At 57.6% G+C, this 20,487-nt stretch carries 17 protein-coding genes; 14 read left to right on the top strand and 3 right to left on the bottom strand.

Going from position 1 to position 20,487, the window contains the following annotated elements; genetic code table 11:
- Positions 1–37: 37 nt before the first annotated feature.
- Both J2J99_RS31155 and J2J99_RS31150 read right to left on the bottom strand, forming a co-directional pair.
- Positions 38–1,177, bottom strand: coding sequence for a UvrD-helicase domain-containing protein (locus J2J99_RS31155; RefSeq protein ID WP_168300977.1), 1,140 nt, complete (start codon positions 1,175–1,177; stop codon positions 38–40).
- A complete protein-coding gene (locus J2J99_RS31150; protein ID WP_168300974.1) occupies positions 1,174–2,805 on the bottom strand; it encodes an ATP-dependent nuclease in 1,632 nt (543 codons plus the stop codon). The genes J2J99_RS31155 and J2J99_RS31150 overlap by 4 nt, the downstream gene beginning before the upstream one ends.
- Positions 2,806–2,956: 151 nt before the next feature.
- Between J2J99_RS31150 and J2J99_RS31145 the strand changes: the two genes are divergently transcribed.
- The 4 genes from J2J99_RS31145 (at position 2,957) to qatD (ending at position 7,702) form a co-directional block, all read left to right on the top strand.
- Positions 2,957–4,807, top strand: a complete 1,851-nt coding sequence (locus J2J99_RS31145) for a KAP family P-loop NTPase fold protein (RefSeq protein ID WP_168300973.1) — start codon at positions 2,957–2,959, stop codon at positions 4,805–4,807.
- 290 nt (positions 4,808–5,097) lie between these two features.
- Positions 5,098–5,694, top strand: a complete 597-nt coding sequence (gene qatB / locus J2J99_RS31140) for a Qat anti-phage system associated protein QatB (protein ID WP_246735430.1) — start codon at positions 5,098–5,100, stop codon at positions 5,692–5,694.
- Positions 5,691–6,965, top strand: coding sequence for a Qat anti-phage system QueC-like protein QatC (gene qatC, locus J2J99_RS31135; protein ID WP_168300966.1), 1,275 nt, complete (start codon positions 5,691–5,693; stop codon positions 6,963–6,965). Before qatB ends, qatC begins: the two co-directional genes overlap by 4 nt.
- On the top strand, positions 6,962–7,702 hold the full coding sequence (gene qatD, locus J2J99_RS31130) for a Qat anti-phage system TatD family nuclease QatD (protein ID WP_168300964.1): 741 nt from the start codon (positions 6,962–6,964) through the stop codon (positions 7,700–7,702). Before qatC ends, qatD begins: the two co-directional genes overlap by 4 nt.
- Positions 7,703–7,865: 163 nt before the next feature.
- Here qatD and J2J99_RS31125 read toward each other — a convergent pair whose 3' ends face one another.
- Positions 7,866–8,306, bottom strand: coding sequence for an RbsD/FucU family protein (locus J2J99_RS31125; RefSeq protein WP_168300962.1), 441 nt, complete (start codon positions 8,304–8,306; stop codon positions 7,866–7,868).
- 359 nt (positions 8,307–8,665) lie between these two features.
- Here J2J99_RS31125 and J2J99_RS31120 point away from each other — a divergent pair, with 359 nt between their 5' ends.
- The 10 genes from J2J99_RS31120 (at position 8,666) to J2J99_RS31075 (ending at position 20,231) form a co-directional block, all read left to right on the top strand.
- A complete protein-coding gene (locus tag J2J99_RS31120; RefSeq protein WP_168300960.1) occupies positions 8,666–9,727 on the top strand; it encodes an ABC transporter ATP-binding protein in 1,062 nt (353 codons plus the stop codon).
- An 84-nt stretch (positions 9,728–9,811) separates the two neighbouring features.
- The gene (locus tag J2J99_RS31115; RefSeq protein WP_168300958.1) at positions 9,812–11,473 is read left to right on the top strand and encodes an ABC transporter substrate-binding protein; all 1,662 of its coding nucleotides are present in this window, start codon (positions 9,812–9,814) and stop codon (positions 11,471–11,473) included.
- A gap of 111 nt (positions 11,474–11,584) precedes the next feature.
- A complete protein-coding gene (locus tag J2J99_RS31110; RefSeq protein WP_246638661.1) occupies positions 11,585–12,703 on the top strand; it encodes a carbohydrate ABC transporter permease in 1,119 nt (372 codons plus the stop codon).
- An 80-nt stretch (positions 12,704–12,783) separates the two neighbouring features.
- Positions 12,784–13,644 (top strand): carbohydrate ABC transporter permease, encoded by an 861-nt coding sequence (locus tag J2J99_RS31105; protein WP_246590488.1) that lies wholly within the window; start codon positions 12,784–12,786, stop codon positions 13,642–13,644.
- Between the two features lie 140 nt (positions 13,645–13,784).
- On the top strand, positions 13,785–14,765 hold the full coding sequence (locus tag J2J99_RS31100) for a sugar phosphate isomerase/epimerase family protein (RefSeq protein ID WP_168301011.1): 981 nt from the start codon (positions 13,785–13,787) through the stop codon (positions 14,763–14,765).
- A gap of 56 nt (positions 14,766–14,821) precedes the next feature.
- On the top strand, positions 14,822–15,886 hold the full coding sequence (locus J2J99_RS31095; RefSeq protein ID WP_168300956.1) for a sugar ABC transporter substrate-binding protein: 1,065 nt from the start codon (positions 14,822–14,824) through the stop codon (positions 15,884–15,886).
- A 64-nt stretch (positions 15,887–15,950) separates the two neighbouring features.
- Complete coding sequence (locus J2J99_RS31090) at positions 15,951–17,468, top strand: sugar ABC transporter ATP-binding protein (RefSeq protein WP_168300951.1); 1,518 nt, start codon at positions 15,951–15,953, stop codon at positions 17,466–17,468.
- 26 nt (positions 17,469–17,494) lie between these two features.
- The gene (locus J2J99_RS31085) at positions 17,495–18,475 is read left to right on the top strand and encodes an ABC transporter permease (RefSeq protein ID WP_168300943.1); all 981 of its coding nucleotides are present in this window, start codon (positions 17,495–17,497) and stop codon (positions 18,473–18,475) included.
- Positions 18,472–19,347, top strand: coding sequence for a MurR/RpiR family transcriptional regulator (locus J2J99_RS31080; protein WP_168254671.1), 876 nt, complete (start codon positions 18,472–18,474; stop codon positions 19,345–19,347). The genes J2J99_RS31085 and J2J99_RS31080 overlap by 4 nt, the downstream gene beginning before the upstream one ends.
- Positions 19,344–20,231, top strand: coding sequence for a ribokinase (locus J2J99_RS31075; RefSeq protein WP_168300941.1), 888 nt, complete (start codon positions 19,344–19,346; stop codon positions 20,229–20,231). The genes J2J99_RS31080 and J2J99_RS31075 overlap by 4 nt, the downstream gene beginning before the upstream one ends.
- Positions 20,232–20,487 lie beyond the last annotated feature (256 nt).

The following is a 20,487-nucleotide window of genomic DNA, read 5'->3' as shown; positions in this document are numbered from 1 at the left end:
AATAGATCTATGAAGGGTGCATTTTCGGAAATTTTCGCTACTGGAACAATGTGAATCCTGGAACGACTTCACCATCGGCAAGGTCATGGACCACCGCTACCGTATGCCTTGCGCGGGTTAGGCCAACATAGAGTTTTGCACGGGTTTCGGCTTTCAACGCCGATTGGGCGCCCTTCAGCCAGTCCATCATTTCTTTCGTCGGATAGATAATGACGCGGTCAAAACCGAGCCCCTTGGAGCGTCCGAACGTAAGCGACGGCAGTGCTGCAGATGCAACCTTAACGGCGGAACTCCATCGCAGCTGTACCGGTCGTCCGGTCTTGAGATAGCGTGGCAGATCGTTACGTCGGACGATGTAGAGACCCGCATCATCAGGGACCGGCTGCCTACAGTCGGCGCATTTACATGCAGTCGCTGCCGTCAATTTTGGATAGAGCTTCGACGATAGTTCGCAGATCGCGGTGCTATTGCGATGCGATGCCATGAGGCTGGTCACATCAATATCGCACGTGACTTTTCGGGGAAGTTCCGCCCGAATGAAGTCGGCAATCCCCCCATCCCTATACTTTTTAAGACGAGCCTCCAGATGAGTGACGTAGGTGACCTGCCGGGGATCACCTACCATGACGACGTTAGAAGGGCTCTTGAAGAGAGCGGTCAAAATGTTGAGGTCGTAGCCTGCAAGATCCTGGACTTCATCCACGAAAATAAACGGATAAATACGGGAAAGCCGCTCGATGACGGCGCCGTCTGCTGCCTCGTTGCATCGCATCACCAGCCTCGCCAATTTGTCCGAATAGACGCGATTTCGACGGTCGAAGTAGCAGCGCCGGAAATCTTCTTCACCCCAATACACGGGGCGGTCTTGCCGGTCACGACCGCGAAAACCGGATCTCTGCGAAACCAGAAGCATGCCGGCAACTTCCCAATCGAACAGCTTGCCTTGAAAGGGCTTGATGCCGTGCTCGATTAGCAGGCTAAACCAGGTCTGGATATGCACGTTGCCCGGAACTGAGCCATGGATTTCGAAAAATTTGCGCCGGATCTCTTCTTCGTTCGATTCCGTATAGGTGGTGATCAGGACCCGCTCCTGTTCAATCGTAAGCGCCTGCCTGACGAGGTAGGTGGTCTTCCCCGAGCCTGCTGCAGCAATAACGAGCTTATTCGGGCCCATCATTTGGCGATCGCATCCAGGATATATTTCGGATAATTGATTTTCGTTTTTGCCGAGAAAATTGCTAGCGCACACTCGGTCTTGTTATTCTTCATGTAACGATGAAGGTCATCAAGACCACGGACTTTGCCGAATAGCTTGTTGAAAGTCTCAACGTTATTCGCTTTGACCAGTTTCGGCTCAAGAGTGTTGTAGTTAAAGGACTTCTTGCCAAGGACGAGATCGCCCTTGTCCACCTCAGGGTCGTAGCAGATTCTGATATGATCGATGTCCTGGTATTTGGCGTACTTCTCTTTTAGGGCAGCAACATCCCCGTCATTGTCGGTCGCTACCACGACGGGGATCTTCAGCGCCACCGCCAGCTCAAGAAAACGCAGGAACGAAAGCCCGACCGAAATGACATCAATCTCGTCGTCGATCGGCAGTTTTCCCCCGTTGGCATCCATGTAGGCCCGTTGGACGACCAGTTCATCCGCATCGCCCTCCACAAGGATCGACTTCTGCGACAGCACAAGACGCAGGGTGTCGTAACCAGGCAACTTATGGAAGAAGTCGCTCGCGTCCAGATCCTTGATCCGAGTGACCTTCGCTTCCCGCAACAGTATCAGATGGTCCAGTCCGAGCTTGTTCGCGACGAAGCTACTATGCGTGGTCATGATGACTTGTTTGCCGCTCTTGTCGGTGCTGATATCGCTGATGAGCTGGTTGAGCTTCGAGTGCGACAGGTGGTTTTCCGGCTCCTCGATCAGCAGTACGGTCGCTTCGCGATTCTTCTTGCTGCTCAGCGCGAGACGCGTCTTGACGATGCACTGCTCGCCCTTGCCGATATAGTGGAAAGGCACATCCTCAATATACGTCATAAGGCTGTTTTCCCAGGCATTGTGGGAGGACATATCGACCGAAATGCTGACCTTTTTTCGGCTAATCTTCGCCGCTTCCGCCAACTTTTCATTGATGGCGCCGACATTGCCATCTGCCTTAAAGGCGTCTTTCAGCTTGCGATGGGCCTGGGATATCGCAACACGTTCCTTGTCGTCTAGAAACTCCTTGACGATGCGGGAGATGTACATATCCGAACCGCTCTGCACACGTGTGCTCGTAGAATCGATGAGGGCCGACTTTATAGGAACGGTGCGGGCCATGGCCGGTTGGCGGGAGAATTCCGACCATTGCACCTGATAGAATTCCAAGGGTAACGAGTTGATCTCCCCGCTTTTTAGCAGCTCGGCATAGGCACCGTCATATTTCTTGTCAAACTCGATCGAGAAGAGAAGGCCGCGAGCCTTGTCGCTTTCCTCGGAATTCCCGTTTCCGCGAAGATCTTCCAACGCATCGCTATCCCCGCCGAAAAACAGCTCGATCTGGATCTCCGGCGGATCGATAGGTTTTTTCGCGGCGATGCTGTCAAGATACGCCCGCTCGACCTTCCGGTTGAAAAGATAGGGAGATAGTTCGGTGCGCAGGTATTTCCCATTCAGCATGCCCGTCAGGCATAGATGGATAGCTTCAAGCAGTGTGGACTTTCCGGCTTCGTTGTTACCAACAATGATATTGACGCCCTGATTGAAATCGACCTCGAACCAGCTTTCGAAACATTTGAAGTTCTTGATTTTGACTTTCTCGATATACATCGACTTCCCTATTTCCAGCGACGCAAGAATTCCAAATTGACACAGCTTTGGCGCGAACAATACGTTGCAAATTTAGGGTAACGCGAATCATCGGCGCAACGTTTCGGTGCGATGGTTTTACTATCGATAGGCGCGACGTGGGAGGCCTTGAATGTGGGCAGATAATGAGACTGAAAGAGACTTCCTTAATTTTTCGGGAGTGGCCGACACCGTAGCGGAAATCATCGTCCAGGCGCGGGGGCGCCCAATTTCAATCGGTGTCTCGGGATCATGGGGCATTGGAAAATCCTCCATGATAAAACTGACCCAAGCATCCCTCGCTAACCGAGAGAGGAAAGAAGGCGAGAAGGACTTCGTCTTCGTCGAATTCAATGCTTGGCTTTACCAAGGTTATGACGACGCTCGCGCCGCATTGATGGACGTCATCGCGACGAAGCTAGAGCAGGAAGCAAGAGCGCGCGAAAGAGGAGTAGACAAGGCCAAGGCGCTCATCAAACGCGTGAACTGGCTGCGTGCAATGAAGCTCGCTGCCGGCTCGGCGATAGCGGTGTCGATGGGACTGCCTCCAACTGGGCTCATCGGCGAAGTGTGGGGGCTGGGGCAGCGGTTTCTAGGTGGTTCCGTCGACCAAAAACTAATCGAAGACGCCAAATCGAAAGCGGGTGAGGTGGCAAGTGCTGCCTCCGGGCTTCTCAATCCGACAGAGGAAACCTCACCTCCTAAGGAAATCCAAGCCCTCAGGGATAATTTCGAGGAGACCCTTGAGGAGCTTGGGGTAACTCTTGTCGTGTTGATCGACGACCTTGACCGTTGCCTCCCCGAGACGACGATCTCGACCCTTGAGGCCATACGGCTGTTCCTGTTTCTGAAAAATACGGCATTCGTCATCGCGGCCGACAACGACATGATCAAACACGCCGTCCGCAAGCATTTCGAAGGCGTTCCCGACGATCTACTTGTAACGAGCTACTTCGACAAATTGATCCAGGTGCCTATCCGCGTTCCTCCCTTGGGAACGCAGGAAGTCCGCGCGTACATGATGTTGCTCTACATCGAAAACAGCGACTTGAAGGACGACGTAAAGGAAAAGCTGCGGGTTGGAATAATCGATCAGTTGCGAAAGACGTGGCAGGGCGCGCGCGTCGATAAGGCATATGTAACGGGACTCCACGAGAACATACCGGCAGATCTTATCGGACGTTTTGATACGGCTGAAAGGCTTGCGCCTATCATGACGACTGCCTCGGGCATCGTCGGTAATCCCCGACTGATCAAGCGTTTCCTGAATGCACTTTCTATCCGCATGGCGATCTCCAATGCTCAGGGCGTCGGCGTGGATGAGGCGGTCCTCGCCAAGCTTCTCCTGTTCGAACGTCTCGGTAGCCCGTTGGCTTACGCCGAACTATTGAAGGCCGTTAGCCAAGACGATGACGGCAAACCCAGATTCCTGAAGGATTGGGAAGAAGCGGCCACAGAAGGAAAAGACCTAAGCCTTGCCGCGCCCTGGGATGCTCCTTTCTCGAGGGAATGGCTGGCTTTGCCTCCGCCGCTACACGATGCGAAGTTGTTGGGCGCTTTGTATGTCAGCCGCGAGCACGCGCCGCTCATAACGCCCGGTGACAGATTAACCACCGAAGCGGCCGAAATATTGACCGCAATGCTCACCCACCCTGAGATGGCTGCGGCCTTGGTCGACAAATTGGCACGCGTGTCGCGCGTAGAAACCTCGATCATTATGGATCGTCTCCTGGACCGTGCTCATCAAGAACAAGAATGGGGAGTTCCAGCTATCCTGGAAGCCTGCCTAGCGGTTGCGAAAGCCGATCCTCAGCAAGGACTACGATTGGCGGCATTTTTGAACGATCGTCCACCGGCGCAGATTACCCCGGGGATCGTTCCGAAAATCGGAGACCAGCCTTGGGCGGACGGCGTTTTCGAGAAATGGAAGCGCACGGGTGTGCCGCTGGTGGTCAAAAGAGCGATTGAGAAGGCCGAACAATAATGGGGACATCTCAATCGAGTAACGGACCCAAGGGAGGCGTCCCCATGGTGCCCGCGTGGACCCCCGCGCCACCGGCGGAAGATCCGCCTTCGGGTGACCAACCACCGGACGCGCCGCTAGACCCCGCTCCAGATCTAAATCCGCCAGAGCAGGAGCCGGTAGATGCCGCTCCCAACGAACCCGTTGCGCCTAACGTGCCGCCACCAGCGGCCCCTCTCGCGCCCGGTCACCGGTTCGCTGGTACCCGCCGAAGCCTTGGAGAATTTGCGAAGGCCGGAAACTTAAGTGATATGCGCCGCAGCTTGGGTAACTACGTGCGTAACGGCTACGGCGGATCGAGGACGACGACCAGCAGATTTGGTGGAACCGTTGCCACCGCCAGTGCACTCGGCGGTATCCTCGAAACTATGGGGCAACACCCCGCAGGCAGTGCGCTGGATCCGGCGCTTCTTGCGGGCCGCACCGCGAACGAGGTGATGGATGCTGTCGTCGAAGCGGTTCGACCCGTCGATGGCACTCAGGACGCCGAGGCCGAACGAACCGCCATCAAGGACTCGCTTTCGGATCTCTTGGTGAAGTACCCTGATGCCGATTTGGCTGCCCTGACACCGGAACAGCGTGAATTCGCCATCGAGCGTTTCACCGCAATGGATGTTGCTCGTCGGTTCGAACTCGATGTCGGAAAAACAATCATCGAGAAAGCGCCCACCGCCACAATGGCTCTTAGTCGCCTAAAACAGGTGCGTGACTACATCAAACAGACCGTAGCTGCTTCCTTTCGCAAACTCAGAGCGGCGGGCAAGAGCGTAAACTCGAACCGTATCGCCGCGGTGGTTAGAGATGCACTACGGGATACCTTTCAGGTTTTCGAGGGATACGCAGAATGAGGCTCGTTTGTGGACCTGGATCGTTCGAGCTTCCATTGGAAGAAGGCGATCTGCGTGTTGTCCTGTATGGTCAGCCACGCATCCCCTCGGAGGCAAGTGCGGGTGAAGCCGTCAAGGCAGAGCTTCGGCGAAAGGGACTGAACCCCCATCGACGGGCATGGGATCTGCTTTCGATCGCACTTTCAATCATCACCGCCGACCTTTCGGTACTGCGAGATGACAGCGCCGATGGCTGGACTAGAGAGATTGAACTCGACGTCGCCGTTTCCGACCCAGCTTTCTGGAATACGATGTCCGACGAATTTCGGCAGGCGCTCGCGTTCCTGACAACGGACCGCTGGAAGCTTCGGTTTCATGACGGCGGCGTTTTACCCGCTCCGCCAAGGAAGATTTCGGTACTGAAAGAAGACTGCGTCGTCTTGTTATCCGGCGGACTGGACAGTCTCGTTGGCGCTATCGATCTGACTCGTGATGGATTGAAGCCGGTGGCAGTCAGCCAGAACGTTCGAGGGGACGGTCTGAAGCAACGGGATTTCGCACAGGAAATTGGTCTGACGAAGCACCTGCAGCTCAATCACGTTGCGACTTCCCCCACCGCGCAGGAAACGTCACAGCGAGCGCGCTCTCTGATCTTTTTGACCTTTGGCGTGGTGGTAGCTACATCGCTGGAGAAATACGCAAAAGGCAACACAGCTCCGCTCTACGTTTGCGAAAATGGGTTCATTGCGATCAATCCGCCGCTCACCGGTTCCCGGCTTGGAAGCCTGAGCACACGCACGGCGCACCCTGTCTTCCTAACGCGGTTCCAGAAGATCCTCGATGCCGCAAGCCTCAACGTGAAGATCGAAAATCCCTATGCCCAAAAAACGAAGGGCGAAATGCTTATCGAATGCAAGGACCAGATTTTCCTTCAGACCGAGGCCGCGCATTCGACCAGCTGTGGGCGCTTTCAGCGGTTCAATTACCGGCACTGCGGTCGCTGCGTTCCCTGTCAAGTGAGACGGGCAGCATTCGTCGCATGGGACACGAAGCGCGATACGACGGACTACGTCTACGAGCCTTTGGGAAAGGATGATGAAGACCACGCGTCGTTCGATGATGTTCGTTCCGTTGCCATAGCGTTGGCTTCGGTGAAAGCTGACGGCCTCGATCGGTGGCTTGGCGACACCTTGTCGCCTCCGGATATTGGTGATCGTAACGGTGTCCGCGGCATGCTATATCGAGGGTTAAACGAACTTGGTGAGCTGCATCGACTATATGGTGTTAAGTGATTGACTTCCATTGCCATCTTGATCTGTACCCGGATCCTGTTGCGATCACGCAGTCCTGCGTGAACCGGAATATCTATGTTCTCTCTGTCACTAACACGCCCTCGGCTTGGGAAGGCACGCTCGCTCTTTCACATAAGGCAAAGCGGATCAGAACGGCGCTTGGGCTGCATCCGCAGATTGCACATGAACGCCATGGCGAACTTCCCTTATTTGAAAGACTCCTGCCATCAGCCACATACGTAGGGGAGATCGGGTTAGACGGCTCACCCGAGTTGCGACCCCATTGGGAAACGCAAAAGCGGGTGTTTCATCGCATTTTAGATCTATGCGACCAGGCGGGCGGTCGTGTAATGACTATTCATAGTCGGCGGGCGGCCACGCAGGTATTGGATGCACTCGAAGCGCACAAAGGCGCAGGAACACCAATCCTTCATTGGTTTTCGGGGACAAAGCGAGAGTTGGATCGCGCCGTCTCCATGGGCTGTTGGTTCAGCGTGGGACCAGGGATGATCTATGGTCAGAAGGGCCGGGATATCGTCAAAATGATCCCCCGTGATCGCCTGTTAACCGAATCTGACGGACCATTCACACAAATCGAGGGCAGGTCTGTTCTACCATGGGAGCTCGACCGCGTATTGGACGCGATCGCAGAACTGTGGTCGGAAGATGCGCTTGCGGTCGAAGGGCGGGTGGCGGAGAACTTACGACAATTGGGCTATGGTCGAGCCGAAAACTAAGCGCACATAAGGGGCGCGATCGCTTGTCGAGAGCATCATCCTAAAATCTGCGTTGCGTCAAAACCATGGGTCATTCGAATTACCAGGAAATGGATGTGTTTCAGTACCTTACAAAATTTCGTGCCGGTCGGTAGTTCGAATTGGTTCAAGGCGGTCAGTTCGACTAAATGACACCTTTGCTGAAAATAAAGCATCCGTACGGACCAGGATCTGAGGTTCTGACAATTGCGAACGAGTTTTGTGCCGCCTCGTAGAATGCGAAGCGTTCCAATGCGTCCATCCTGATCGGCCGCACTTCCGCGCGATCGACAACCGTCTGCATCGCGGAAAAGATTGGCATCTGCTTTTCCGGGTCGCCCACAACCTGCATCCGTTTCACGGGGGCGTCGACGAATGTGTCGAGCGGAAACAGCTTTAGGATCGCTTCCGCTGCACGCTCAAGACCACAGCCGGAGAGGTCAATGAGGCGGCCGTAGGTGGTGTGCCGGGCGATGGTCTGGGCGGGATGGTTGATATCGCACAAGACCAGCTGGTCCCCGTGCCCCATCAGCATCAACGCATGGATCAGTTCAGCGTTGATGACCAGATCGATTCCTTTTAGCACCTGGTGCCTCCCTTGGCCGCAGTGGTTTTCTTCACAGAGTATACGTACGTCGTGATGTTTGCAAATCATGCTTTAACGTCGAGCAGGGGGTCGTCATTCGGCATTTAGGGGGAATCACCGGCTATTACAGGAACAAACAGGAGCAAAACTCGGAGAATGAGAGGCAGCATAAAAATATTTTGGATGCGGGGATAAACTACTTTACACTATGGAGTCATTATGTGAAGTTTCTAGCCGAATGATGTCCCTCCCAGGGCGGACCGGCCGGCGGGGTGTTGCTGGATGGGACGCCCCGCCGCCGCCTTCTGGAGGGACGATCAAGCGTCGTGGGGAGCGCGACGTATAGGGAGGAATTCGCATTGGCATCCATGGATATCGTCAACGTCGGCAAAGCCTACGGAAGCCTGACCGTAGTCCATGGGGTTTCGGTGGAAATACCCGATGGCGAGTTCGTGGTTCTGGTTGGTCCTTCGGGCTGCGGCAAATCCACACTTCTGCGCATGGTCGCGGGGCTGGAGCCGATCACATTCGGCGATATCCGCATCGACGGCCAGGTAGTGAACGATCTGCCGCCAAAAGATCGCGACATTGCGATGGTGTTCCAGAGCTACGCTCTCTATCCCCACAAGACCGTCGCCGAGAACATGGGCTTCGCACTGAAAATGCGCGGAGAGGCCAAGGCGGATATCGACGGCCGTGTGAGAAAAGCGGCCGAGATTCTTGATCTGGTTCCCTATCTCGCACGCTATCCGCGTCAACTCTCCGGGGGGCAGAGACAACGTGTCGCCATGGGACGGGCGATCGTGCGCGATCCAAAGGTTTTTCTGTTCGACGAACCGCTTTCCAATCTGGATGCGAAACTGCGGGTGCAGATGCGCGCGGAGATCAAGGAATTGCAGCGGCGGCTTGCGACCACGATGATCTATGTCACCCATGACCAGGTCGAGGCGATGACGATGGCGGATCGCATCGTGGTGCTGCGGGACGGACGCGTCGAGCAGATCGGTTCACCGCTCGAACTTTATGACAAGCCGGCCAATACTTTCGTTGCCGATTTCATAGGCTCGCCGTCGATGAACCTGCTGAAAGGCCACATCCGGACGTCCGGGGCACCCCTTTTCGAAACCGACGACGGCGTCCGCCTGCCGCTTGTTCGCGCACCGGAAGGCTCCGATGGCCGGCCCGCCTTCTACGGCATCCGGCCGGAGCATTTCGCGCTTGGCGGCGAAGTGACGGCCAACGTCACTGTCGTGGAAACGACGGGATCGGAGACGCAGGTCTTTGCCCAGATCGGCAACCAGAAGGTTATCGGGGTCTTTCGCGACCGGGTGGAGGACCGATCCGGCCAGCCGATGGCAATGACGCCAAACCCGGCATCCGCGAATCTTTTCGATCTGAAAACCGGATTGCGGCTCGATTGAAAGCGCTTCGCCGATGCCCTGCGACGCAGGGGCTCGGCCGATACCCATCACGTGTGGTGATTTGTTCAACGGGAGGAGTGAATTATGAAAGTCAGTGATTTCGAGAGAATGATGGCGATCGGCCTGAGCCGCCGCGCCATTTTGAAGACCGGCGCTAGTCTGGGGGCTCTTGCCGCCGCCGGCACCATTCTCGGTGCTGTCGGCAGCGCCAGCGCGCAGGACGCGTCCTTGCGCAGCAAGATCCTGCAGATTCCCGGCATCGGCAAGGGGTCGCCGACTGATGCGGATTGGCAAAAGGTCGGGGAACTGTGCCTCGGCGCGACCAAGAGCAGCGTGAAGCAGGGTGAATTCGCTGGCGTCGAACTGTCTTTCATGGGGCTCAACAACCAGAATCTTCACAATGTGATCTTCCGCGGCTTCCTGAAATCCTGGGAAGATTATACCGGTGCGAAAATCTCTTGGATCGACCTGGCGCAGGCAGACTATAATCCGCGTCTCCAGCAGGCCATCGCCACCGGAACAGTGGATTTCGACATCCTCGAGATGGGGGCGCCTTTCGAAGGCGATGTCTGCGGCAAGGGGCTCGCATCCGAGATGCCGGACTGGGTCAAGGCCCAGATCGACATGGACGACTATGTCGACTATCTCAAGGCGCCGGTCGGAACCTGGAACGGCAAGACGTATCGCATCTCGGTCGATGGCGATTGCCACAACTTCAACTACCGCGCCGACTACTTTACCGATGCCAATCTGGCAAAGGCCTGGAAGGACGAGGGGCATAAGGGCGAGTGGGGCGTGCCCAAGACTTGGCAGAAGGTTCAGGAAGTCACCAAATTCCTCAAGGGCAAGACCATTGGCGGCATGGAAGCGATCGGCTACCTCGATGCGCCGAAAGCCTGGGGTGGGTTCGGCTTCTACTTCCTCGGCAGCCGCGCCACCGCCTATGCCAAGCATCCGGACGACAAGGCCTGGCTCTTCGACGTTGATACGATGAAGCCGCGGATCAACAACCCGGCCTGGGTCCGGGCCATTCAGGACGTGATCGACGCGTTGCCGTCGGAGTCTGGCGATCAGCTCAATGCTGACCCTGGCACCACCGCCTTCCAGCAGTTCCTGGCTGGTACCGGATCCATGGTTTCCTGGTGGGGCGATGTCGGCTCGGGCGCGCGCACCAGCGACACGTCGGTGATCGGCGACACTGTCGCCTTCGATATCCTGCCTGGTTCGGATGACGTCTACAATTCGAAGACCGGTCACTGGGACGAGCTGCCGAGCGGTCCGAATCACGCACCGAATATGGCCTACCTCGGATGGGGTGTCTACGTCATGGCCCGGGTCGACAGCGACGAAAAAAAGAAGAAGGCAGCCTGGAGCGCGGCGGCCCATCTCGGCGGTAAGGACCTGGCTCTGTGGATGGCGGCATATCCGTCCGGCTTCCAGTGCTATCGCAAGAGCCAGTTCGACACCAAGGAATGGGTCGAGGCTGGCTACGACGAGGCCTTCATCTCGAACTACCTCGCCTCGCAGTCGAACTCGTACAACCACCCCAATGCTGCCATCGAGCCGCGCATCCCCGGCATCTTCCAGTATTACAGCGTCGCGGAAGACGAGTTGGCCAAGGTGTTCGCCGGCCAGATGACAGCCCAGGAGGGGGCGGATGCGATTGCCGTTGCCTGGGAGAAGATCACCGATCAGCTGGGCCGCGACAAGCAGATAGCCCTCTACAATGCATCGCTCGGCGTCTGAGCCTGAGGTCAATCGCCTCATGGCTCCCCGCGGGGTCCGGCGGCATGATTCTCCCGTGTCGCCGGAACCGCAGAGACGATTTTCAAACTTCGGCCGTGAGGGTCTGCTGCCATGTCTCACTCAATGACGCTGGTTACAAACGAACCGTTCGCAGCGCGCCGTGCTGCTCCCGCCGGAAAGCATGTCCTGCTCGGCAAGGCTCTGCTGGCGATCGCGACCATCACCTTCCTAGTGGTCCTGGCGCTTCAGTCGTTCGATGCCATGGGCGTCACCGCGTTGGGCTTTGAGAGCTGGCGCCCTCTGCTCTACGTCTATCTTATCTGGGCGGTGGTCTTCGGCGTATCCCAGGTGATGATCCGCGGTGAGGCGGGCGAGCGCGCGGCCTTCGTCCTCCCGGCCGTTCTTTTTACCGTCGCCATGGTGATCTTTCCGACCATTTTCGGCCTCTACATCGCGTTTACCGATTGGAACCTCAGTGCGGTCGAGGGACGACGCTTCAACGGTCTCGACAATCTGCGCACGCTTCTGGCGGATGCCTATTTCTGGAATGCGCTTTTGAACATGGTCTACTATGTTCTGGCGGTTCTCGTTCAATATGCGATCGCCTTCAGCCTGGCTCTTCTGCTCAACGCAGAGATCAAGGCACGCAAGTTCTTCCGTGTCGCTTTTCTGTTGCCGTTGATGCTGAGTCCGGTCGCCGTCAGCTGGATGATCGGCAAGTCGCTGATGGAGTACCGTTTCGGTCCCGCGGCGACGCTGGCGCGCTATCTGGGCTGGGACAATCCCGCCTTCTTCTCCACCCCCTGGCTGGCGCGATTGTCGATCATGGCCATGGATGCGTGGGTCTCCATTCCCTTCATGATGGTTCTGCTGCTGGCCGGCCTGCAGGCATTGCCTGCAGAAATCAAGGAGGCGGCACGGGTCGATGGCGCCACCGGTTGGCAATCGTTCAAGGAGATCACCTTCCCCCTGATGCTGCCGGTGAGCATGACCGCCTTGATCCTGCGCATCATATTCGAGCTGAAACTCGCCGATATCGTCATTAATGTGACGGCAGGCGGCCCGGGCGGCGCGACGGACACGGTTTCGAGTTTCATCTTTCGGGAATACCGGGACCGTTCCAATGTCGGCTACGGCACCATGCTCGCCGAAGTCTATCTCGTCATCATCATCATTTTCGTCGCGCTTATCCTGAAAGGGGCAAGCCGATGGATGCAAAGAACAAACTGAGGGCTGACACGATGTCGACAGCACATGGGGCAATACGTCCAAAAGCGCCCGCACGTCGCAGCTTCGCGCTGCCCAGCTTCATGACCCGTAGCATGCTGATCTACGCCGCCCTGGTCTTTTGGGCCTTCGTTTCCCTGTTTCCGATCTACTGGACGGTGACGACGTCATTCAAGACCGCCGTGAACGTGACCCAGGGCCACCTCATTCCCTTCGTGGATTTTACGCCGGACTGGAAAGGCTGGCGTTCGCTTGGCCTGTCGCCCGACACGATCTTTGCGCAATCGACCGTCCGTGACGAGTTCATCCGCCGGTTCTTCAACAGCATCGTCGCGTCGGCGGGCGCCTCGCTTCTCGCTGTCGTCCTCGGATCGCTCGCGGCCTACGGCCTCAGCCGGTTCTCCTACAAATTTCTCTGGATGCGCAACAAGGACATCTCCTTCTTCTTCCTGTCACAGCTCATCCTGCCACCGGTCGTGCTCGCGATGCCATTCCTGGTTCTCTACAAGCAACTGATGCTGCTGGACTCGCTTGTCGGCCTCATCCTGGTCTACACGCTGATGGTCCTGCCGATCGTCATCTGGATCATGCGCGACCAGTTCGACACGATCCCTCTGGAGCTGGAGCAGGCGGCGCTTGTCGATGGCTGCTCGATCTGGGGCGCGTTCCTGCGGATCGTGCTGCCCATCGCACTGCCCGGCATGGTCGCGGCATTCATCCTGTCCGTTATTCTCTGCTGGAACGAGTATTTCTTCGCAGCTCTTCTGACCAGCACCGATGCCAAGACGCTGCCGGTGATGGTCGCAAGCCAGACCGGATCGCAGGGTATCAACTGGTGGTCCATGGCAGCGATCGCCAGTGCCGCCATTCTGCCGCTCGTGCTCATCGGCATATTCCTCGAGCGCTACATCGTTAAGGGCCTGACGGCGGGCGCCGTGAAATAGCGTGGCGCCCGTAGCCGACAGAAGGCGAGCCCGATCCGCGAAATGGTGCGCCGCACAACATTTCATAACTTTACAATATTGTATTATTATGTGAAGTAAACTGCAACGCCAAACGATGTGAGCCCAGTCCAGTGACCCCATTGAAATTCGCCACCCGCCTCAACTCCTTTGCCTCCCGGCCGCAGGCCGAATGGCCTGATCTTTCCGGGAAGCCAAGTGTCAAGCAGATGGTCGCCCGTGCTGCAAAGGTCGATGGATTGACGGATCTCGATCTCAATTATCCCGATCACGTCTCCGAAGACCCGCGCGAATTGGCGCGGCAGATCGGGGACATGGGCCTTGCGATCAACGGCTTTGCGATGCGTTACTACACTAATCCCGCTTTCAAGATTGGCGCCTTCACCAACCCTGATGCAGCGGTTCGCCGTGAAGCCATCGACCTGACGAAGAAGGGCATCGACGCCACCCGTGAGGCCGGCAGCAATCTGATGACCATCTGGCTCGGGCAGGATGGATTCGATTACGCGTTCCAGGCCGACTATGCAACCTTGTGGCAACACGAAATTTCTGGAATTCGTGAAGTTTGCGAGCATGATCCCGATTGCCAGATCAGCATCGAGTACAAGCCGAACGAGCCGCGCTCCTATAGCCTGATGCCTGACTGCGCCACAACGCTGCTGGCCATCAAGGAAGTCGGCCTCCCCAATCTTGGTGTGACGTTGGACTTCGCTCATGTGCTCTATGCCGATGAGCAGCCGGCCTTCGCGGCGGCGCTGATAGCGCGCTACAGCCGTATTCTCGGCGTTCACCTGAACGACGGCTATGCCAAGCGTGACGATGGCCTGATGGTCGGCGCCGTTCACACACAACAGACGATCGAACTGCTGCGCCAGATCCGCAAGGACGGTTATGACGGCGCGATCTACTTCGACACATTCCCGGATATGACCGGACTCGATCCGGTCCACGAATGCGAGGTGAACATCCAGACTGTCAAGCGCATGCTTGATGTCGTGGACCGCCTTGAGCAGGACAATCGCCTGTCTGGCGCGATTGACCGTCAGGATGCCGTTTCCGCCCAGTCCATCATTCAAGAAGCGATGCTTGGCGCGGGGGCTTGAACTCCATCACCGCAGCACGCCGGACGGCGTGTGAATTTCACACTCGGGAGGAACCGATGAAGACATTTTTGAAGACGACCGTTGCCGCAGGTCTGGTTGCCAGTTTCCTGTTCAGCGCCGCCGTCGCGCAGGAACTTGCGCCACTCAACTCCGACACCGAAAAGGATCGCATGGACTGGTCGCAGCTCGAAGCCAAGCTCGGCGCGTTTCCCAAGCTGCCGGAAGGTACCAAGGCCGGTGCAGTTTCCAAGACGCTGACCAACGAATACTGGCGCTCGCTGGGTGAAGGCTACACCAAATTCGGCGACAAGGCCGGCGTGCCGGTGGTCTATCAGGCAGCACAGAGCGAAGGCGACCAACTCGGCCAGCTGACAATCGCCGAGGGCCTGATTACCCAGGGATACAATGTTCTTTTGGTCTCGCCGCAGACCGACGCCAATCTTCAGCCGGTCATCGAACAGGCGAAGGCCGCGGGCATTCCGGTCGTCAACGTCAATGATGCGGTCATTCCGCAGGCGGAGCACTATGTCGGCAACGTCCAGCGCGACAATGGCGTGCGCGTGGCGAAATGGTTTGTCGAGAACCGGCCGGATGGCGGCAAGGTTGCGATCGTCGAAGGCCAGGCCGGTGTCTACGCCGCCGTCCAGCGTACCGACGGCTTCAAGGCGACGATCAGCGAAAGCGGCAAGTTCGAAGTCGTCGCCAGCGTTCCGGGCAACTGGGATCGCCAGACATCCTATGACGCCGCCACCAACATCCTGCAGCAGCATCCCGACCTGATCGGGTTCTATGCCAATAACGACGGGATGGCACTGGGTATCGTCGAGGCGGTCAAGGCGGCCGGCCTTCAGGACAAGGTTGCCGTGTTCGGCACGGACGGCATTTCCGATGCCTATACGTCGATCAAGGCCGGCGAATTGACGGGCACCGTCGACAGCTTCCCGGTACTGACCGGTGAAGTGGCGCTTGAAGCCGCCTTGCGCCTTGTCGCCGGCCAGAAACTGCCCCGCGTCGTCGCCACGCCGCAGGCGCTTATCACCAAGGACAATGTCGCTCGATACCAGGGCGAAGGCGTCGATGTCCGTGCCGTGCTGATGGAAGACGCCGCCGCGGCGAATTGATCGCCAACTGACGAAGATGCCGGCCGCTCTGGCCGGCATCTCTTGCCGATGGGAGGGTGACGCAATGACACCGAGACTGAGATTCGAAGCGATATCCAAGAGCTTCCCGGGCGTGAACGCATTGTCCGACGTCTCCTTCGACGTCGCGCCCGGCGAAATCCATGGGCTTCTCGGTGAAAACGGCGCGGGAAAGTCGACGCTGCTGCGCATCCTTTCCGGCGTCTTTCGTCCAACCTCCGGGTCCATGTTTGTCGACGGCGAAAATGTCTCCTTTCGCAAGCCGATGGAGGCGCGTGGTGCCGGCATCGCCATGATCCACCAGGAACTGCAGCAAGTCCCGCATCTGAGTGTAGCGCAGAACATGTTCGTCGGGCATCCGCTGACGACCGTTGGCGGGCTGTTCGTCTCGAGAGGAGAGCAGGAGCGGCGGGCTGCCGAAGCATTGTCGATGATCGAACCCGGCATCGATCCCGCGGCGCCAATCTCTTCGCTCAAGGTGGCACAGCGCCAGATTGTCGAGATTGCCCGGGCATTGCTCGACCGCGCCAGGATCATCGCCATGGATGAACCGACATCCAGTCTGACACCGAGTGAGTTCGAACGGCTGGCTGAGGTCATAACAAAATTATCGGCAAGTGGCGTGTCGATTATCTATGTCTCGCACAAGATGGACGAAGTCTTCCGCATCTGCCAGCGCGCCAGTGTCATGCGCGACGGCAAGCTTATCGGTGCGGTGGATGTCCAGACGGCTTCCCACCAAGATGTCATCACGATGATGGTCGGCCGTGAGCTGATGCAGGAGCAGCATGTCTCACACGCGACCGCGACGGTGAAACTCGAGGCGCGCGGGCTCTCGTCGCTGACGAAAATCAGGGACGCGTCGTTCAAACTTCACCGCGGTGAAGTTCTCGGCATTGCAGGGCTTGTCGGATCCGGTCGGACGGAACTCCTGCGCCTTCTGGCGGGTGCGGACAGATTGACGGCAGGCACGATCGATATAGACGGCAAAACCGTGAACCTGCGCAATCCCCGCGATGCCATTTCCGCCGGCATCGGCCTCGTTCCTGAAGAGCGCAAGCGGGAGGGGATCATTCCCGTCCGCTCGGTCACCATCAACATGGCACTTGCCTCGCTGGAGAGCTTCTCCAAAGCCGGCATCATTCAGGGCGGCAAGTTGCGCAACACGGCTCAGGACCTGCTGCGCCGCGTCAATCTCCGGCCTTTCCAGTTGGACAGACCGATCCGGCTCTTCAGCGGTGGCAATCAGCAGAAAGCGATCATCGCGCGCTGGCTGGCAAGCAAATCGCAGATTCTCCTGTTCGACGAGCCGACCCGCGGCATCGACGTCGGCGCCAAGGCGGAAATCTATCACCTGATCGAGGCGCTGGCCGCCGATGGGCATTCCATCGTGGTGGTCTCTTCCGAACTGCCGGAAGTTATCCGGCTTTCCGATCGTGTCCTTGTCATGCGCGACGGGCAGATTGCTGCGGAGATCGCGCGTGCTGACCTCACAGAAAGCGCCATCGTGGCGCATGCCATTCCCGGTGCGAATACTGGCCGCACGCCAGCTCCGGCCGCCTAGGCGTGGGCGACATAAAGGAACACGTTATGAGCAATTCACCGGCCGCCGCCGACACGAAACTTTCGCCCGTATTCGCGCGCTTCTCGTTTTCTTTGCGAGACGCCGGCACGCTGATCGGCCTCGTCGTTATCATGGCCGTGTTTTCGACATTGGTCCCTGGCTTCCTGTCGGAACGCAATCTCGTCAATATCCTGCAGCAATCGAGCATCAACGCCTGTCTGGCGCTTGGCATGACATTGGTGATCATATCGGGCGGCATCGATCTGTCTGTCGGCCCGACTGCTGCGATATCGGCGGTCATCACGGCGACTCTGCTTCTTTCCGGAACCCCGGTTCCGCTTGCGATCCTGGCGGGCCTCGGGATCGGCATGGCCTGCGGTTTCATAAACGGAATTCTGGTTGCCTATGTCGGTTTGCAGCCCTTCATCGTGACCCTCGGAACGTTGAGCACGTATCGCGCGCTCGCGCTGATCTATACCGGCGGCAATCCTGTTCTCGGCATCCCGGCGGGTTTTCGATCGCTCTTTAATGGAAACCTGTTCGGTATTCCGATGCCCGTTCTGATCGTTGCCGTCGTGGCGCTAGCCGCCTGGGTCTTGCTCAAGAAAACCCCGATCGGCGAATATCTCCTGGCCGTCGGCGGCAATGAGGAAGCGGCCTACGTCGCCGGTGTCCCGATCGCGCGCACCAAGATCACGGCTTACGTGATCTCCGGTGGGCTTGCAGCTCTTGCGTCCCTGATTCTGATCGGGCGCTTAGGCGCTGCCGAACCGATCCTCGGCAACCTCTGGGAGCTCGACGCGATTGCTGCTGCGGCCATCGGCGGAGCCTCGCTGATGGGCGGCAAGGGCAGCATTCTGGGAACGATCCTGGGCGCCATCATTCTCGGAACTATGCGCAACGGCCTCACGTTGATGAACGTCCAGGCCTTCTATCAACTGCTGGCAACCGGCCTTATAATCCTCGTTGCGATGATGATCGATCGCGCCACGAGGGGACGAGAATGAATACTGAAAACTTCGACACGAAAGCCGTCGGCCCTCGCATCCGCATGATGATGCCCTTGCTGACGCCGCTTGAAGCAAAGGTGGTCGATACGGTTTTTGCGTTGCGCGACTTCGGCGACGACACATCGCTGAAGCAGATTGCCGACGATGCGGGTGTTTCGGAAGCCATGGTGGTGAAGATCACCAAGAAACTCGGTTTTGCCGGATATCGGGATTTCCGTGCGGCGGTCAGCCAGTATAACCGCCAGCCCACGGCCGAAATGCATCAAGAATTGTCCGTCGACGATACGTCGCAGGAGATCGTGCAAAAGGTTTTTCGCACCTCGATCAATGCCCTGGAAGAAACATTGTCGATACTCGACATGGAGGCGTTCGACAGGGCGGCGGATCTGATCCATCGTGCCAAACAGCGCGATTTCTATGGTGTGGGCGGCTCCGCGCAGATTGCACGCGATGTGTCGCACAAATTTCTGCGGATCGGCGTGCGGGCCAGCGTCTTCGATGATTTGCACATGATGCTGATGTCGGCGTCGCTGCTGGTCGACGGAGACATTGCGATCGGCTTTTCCCATTCGGGCAACACCACGGCAGTGATCGAGGCGATCCAGCTTGCCCGGCGAAACGGCGCTCGCACGATTGCTATCACCAACTACAACTCGTCCGCGTTGGCACAGGCGGCCGACGTGGTGCTTTGTTCCACCGCGCAGGGTTCTCCTCTGATGGGCGAGAATGCCGCCGCGCGGATCGCGCAGCTCAACATCCTTGACGCTGTGTTCGTTGCCGTTGCCCAGCGTGACTACAAAGCTGCCGAACGCAATCTCGAGCGGACCATGTCCGCCGTCACGTCCAAACGAAAAGATCGACTCCCATGACAACTGCACCCCTCGTTACCGTCTTTGGCAGCCTCCACTACGACATCGCCGTGATGGGACCGGCGCGGCCGCGCAAGGGTGAAACAGTGACGGGATCATCATGGCACCCGAAAAGCGGCGGTAAGGGCGGCAACCAGGCTGTTTCGTCGGCTCGAACCGGTGTCGCGACGGCGATGATAGGGGCGGTTGCCGACGACGACTTTGGGCGGTTTCTTATCACCAATCTCGCTCGCAAAAATGTTGATCACACTTTCGTTCGGCGCGATGGATCGCAATCCACCGGAATGAGTGTCGCGATCTTCGACGCGGAGGGAGACTATGGCGCGGTTATCGTTTCCGGAAGCAATCTCACGCTTGGCGACGGCGATGTTGCCGCGGCCCAGGTTCTTTTGGACAGGACGACGCTGCTTGTTTTGCAGAGCGAAATTCCCGACGCCGCCAACGTCGCGGCGGCACGGGCTGTAAAAAGAGGCGGCGGCCGTGTGCTGATCAATGCCGCGCCGGCGCGTCCGCTATCGTTCGATCTTCAGCCGCTCATCGATATCCTCGTCGTCAACGCAATAGAAGCGGAAATGCTGTCAGGGGTTCCAGTCGTAGAAACACTCGATGGCGCTCTGGAAGCTGCAAGGAAGCTTGTGAATGTCTTTCCCGAGGTCGTGGTGACCGCAGGTGGTGACGGTGTCGCTTTTGCAGACCGCCAAGGCCATGAAATCCTTATTGAGGCCGTGAAGATCGTTGTTGAGAGCACCCATGGCGCTGGTGACGAGTTCATTGGCGTGTTGGCTGCAGAAATTGCATCTGGGAAAACGATGAACTCTGCTCTTCGAAAAGCGAATATCGCCGCCGCGAAGCTGGTCAGCACCCCTGAAAAAGATCGTGTGTGAGAGACTTGAAATAGGGGGCGCTTTCAGCGCTAACTGACTACGCCGCCTTCCAGAATAATAGTTCTGGCGTCTCATTCTCCTAACATTTGAGAGACCCATCACATAGCATCGGTCGAGTCTGGCAGGACGACATGCACGAACCAAGACAGATCAAGTCCCTATTATCGGTAGCCGCGGTCGACTTCCAGCCCTCCCCGTTTTCCGCCCGCGTGGGTCGAATAGAAGGGGGTAAGCTTCAGCGGTGAAAACCAACGCG

It is taken from the genome of Rhizobium binae, from assembly GCF_017357225.1.
GTDB classification, from domain to species: Bacteria; Pseudomonadota; Alphaproteobacteria; order Rhizobiales; family Rhizobiaceae; genus Rhizobium; species Rhizobium binae.
Note: the sequence above shows the minus strand (reverse complement) of the source record. Positions and strands in the feature narration are given on the sequence as shown.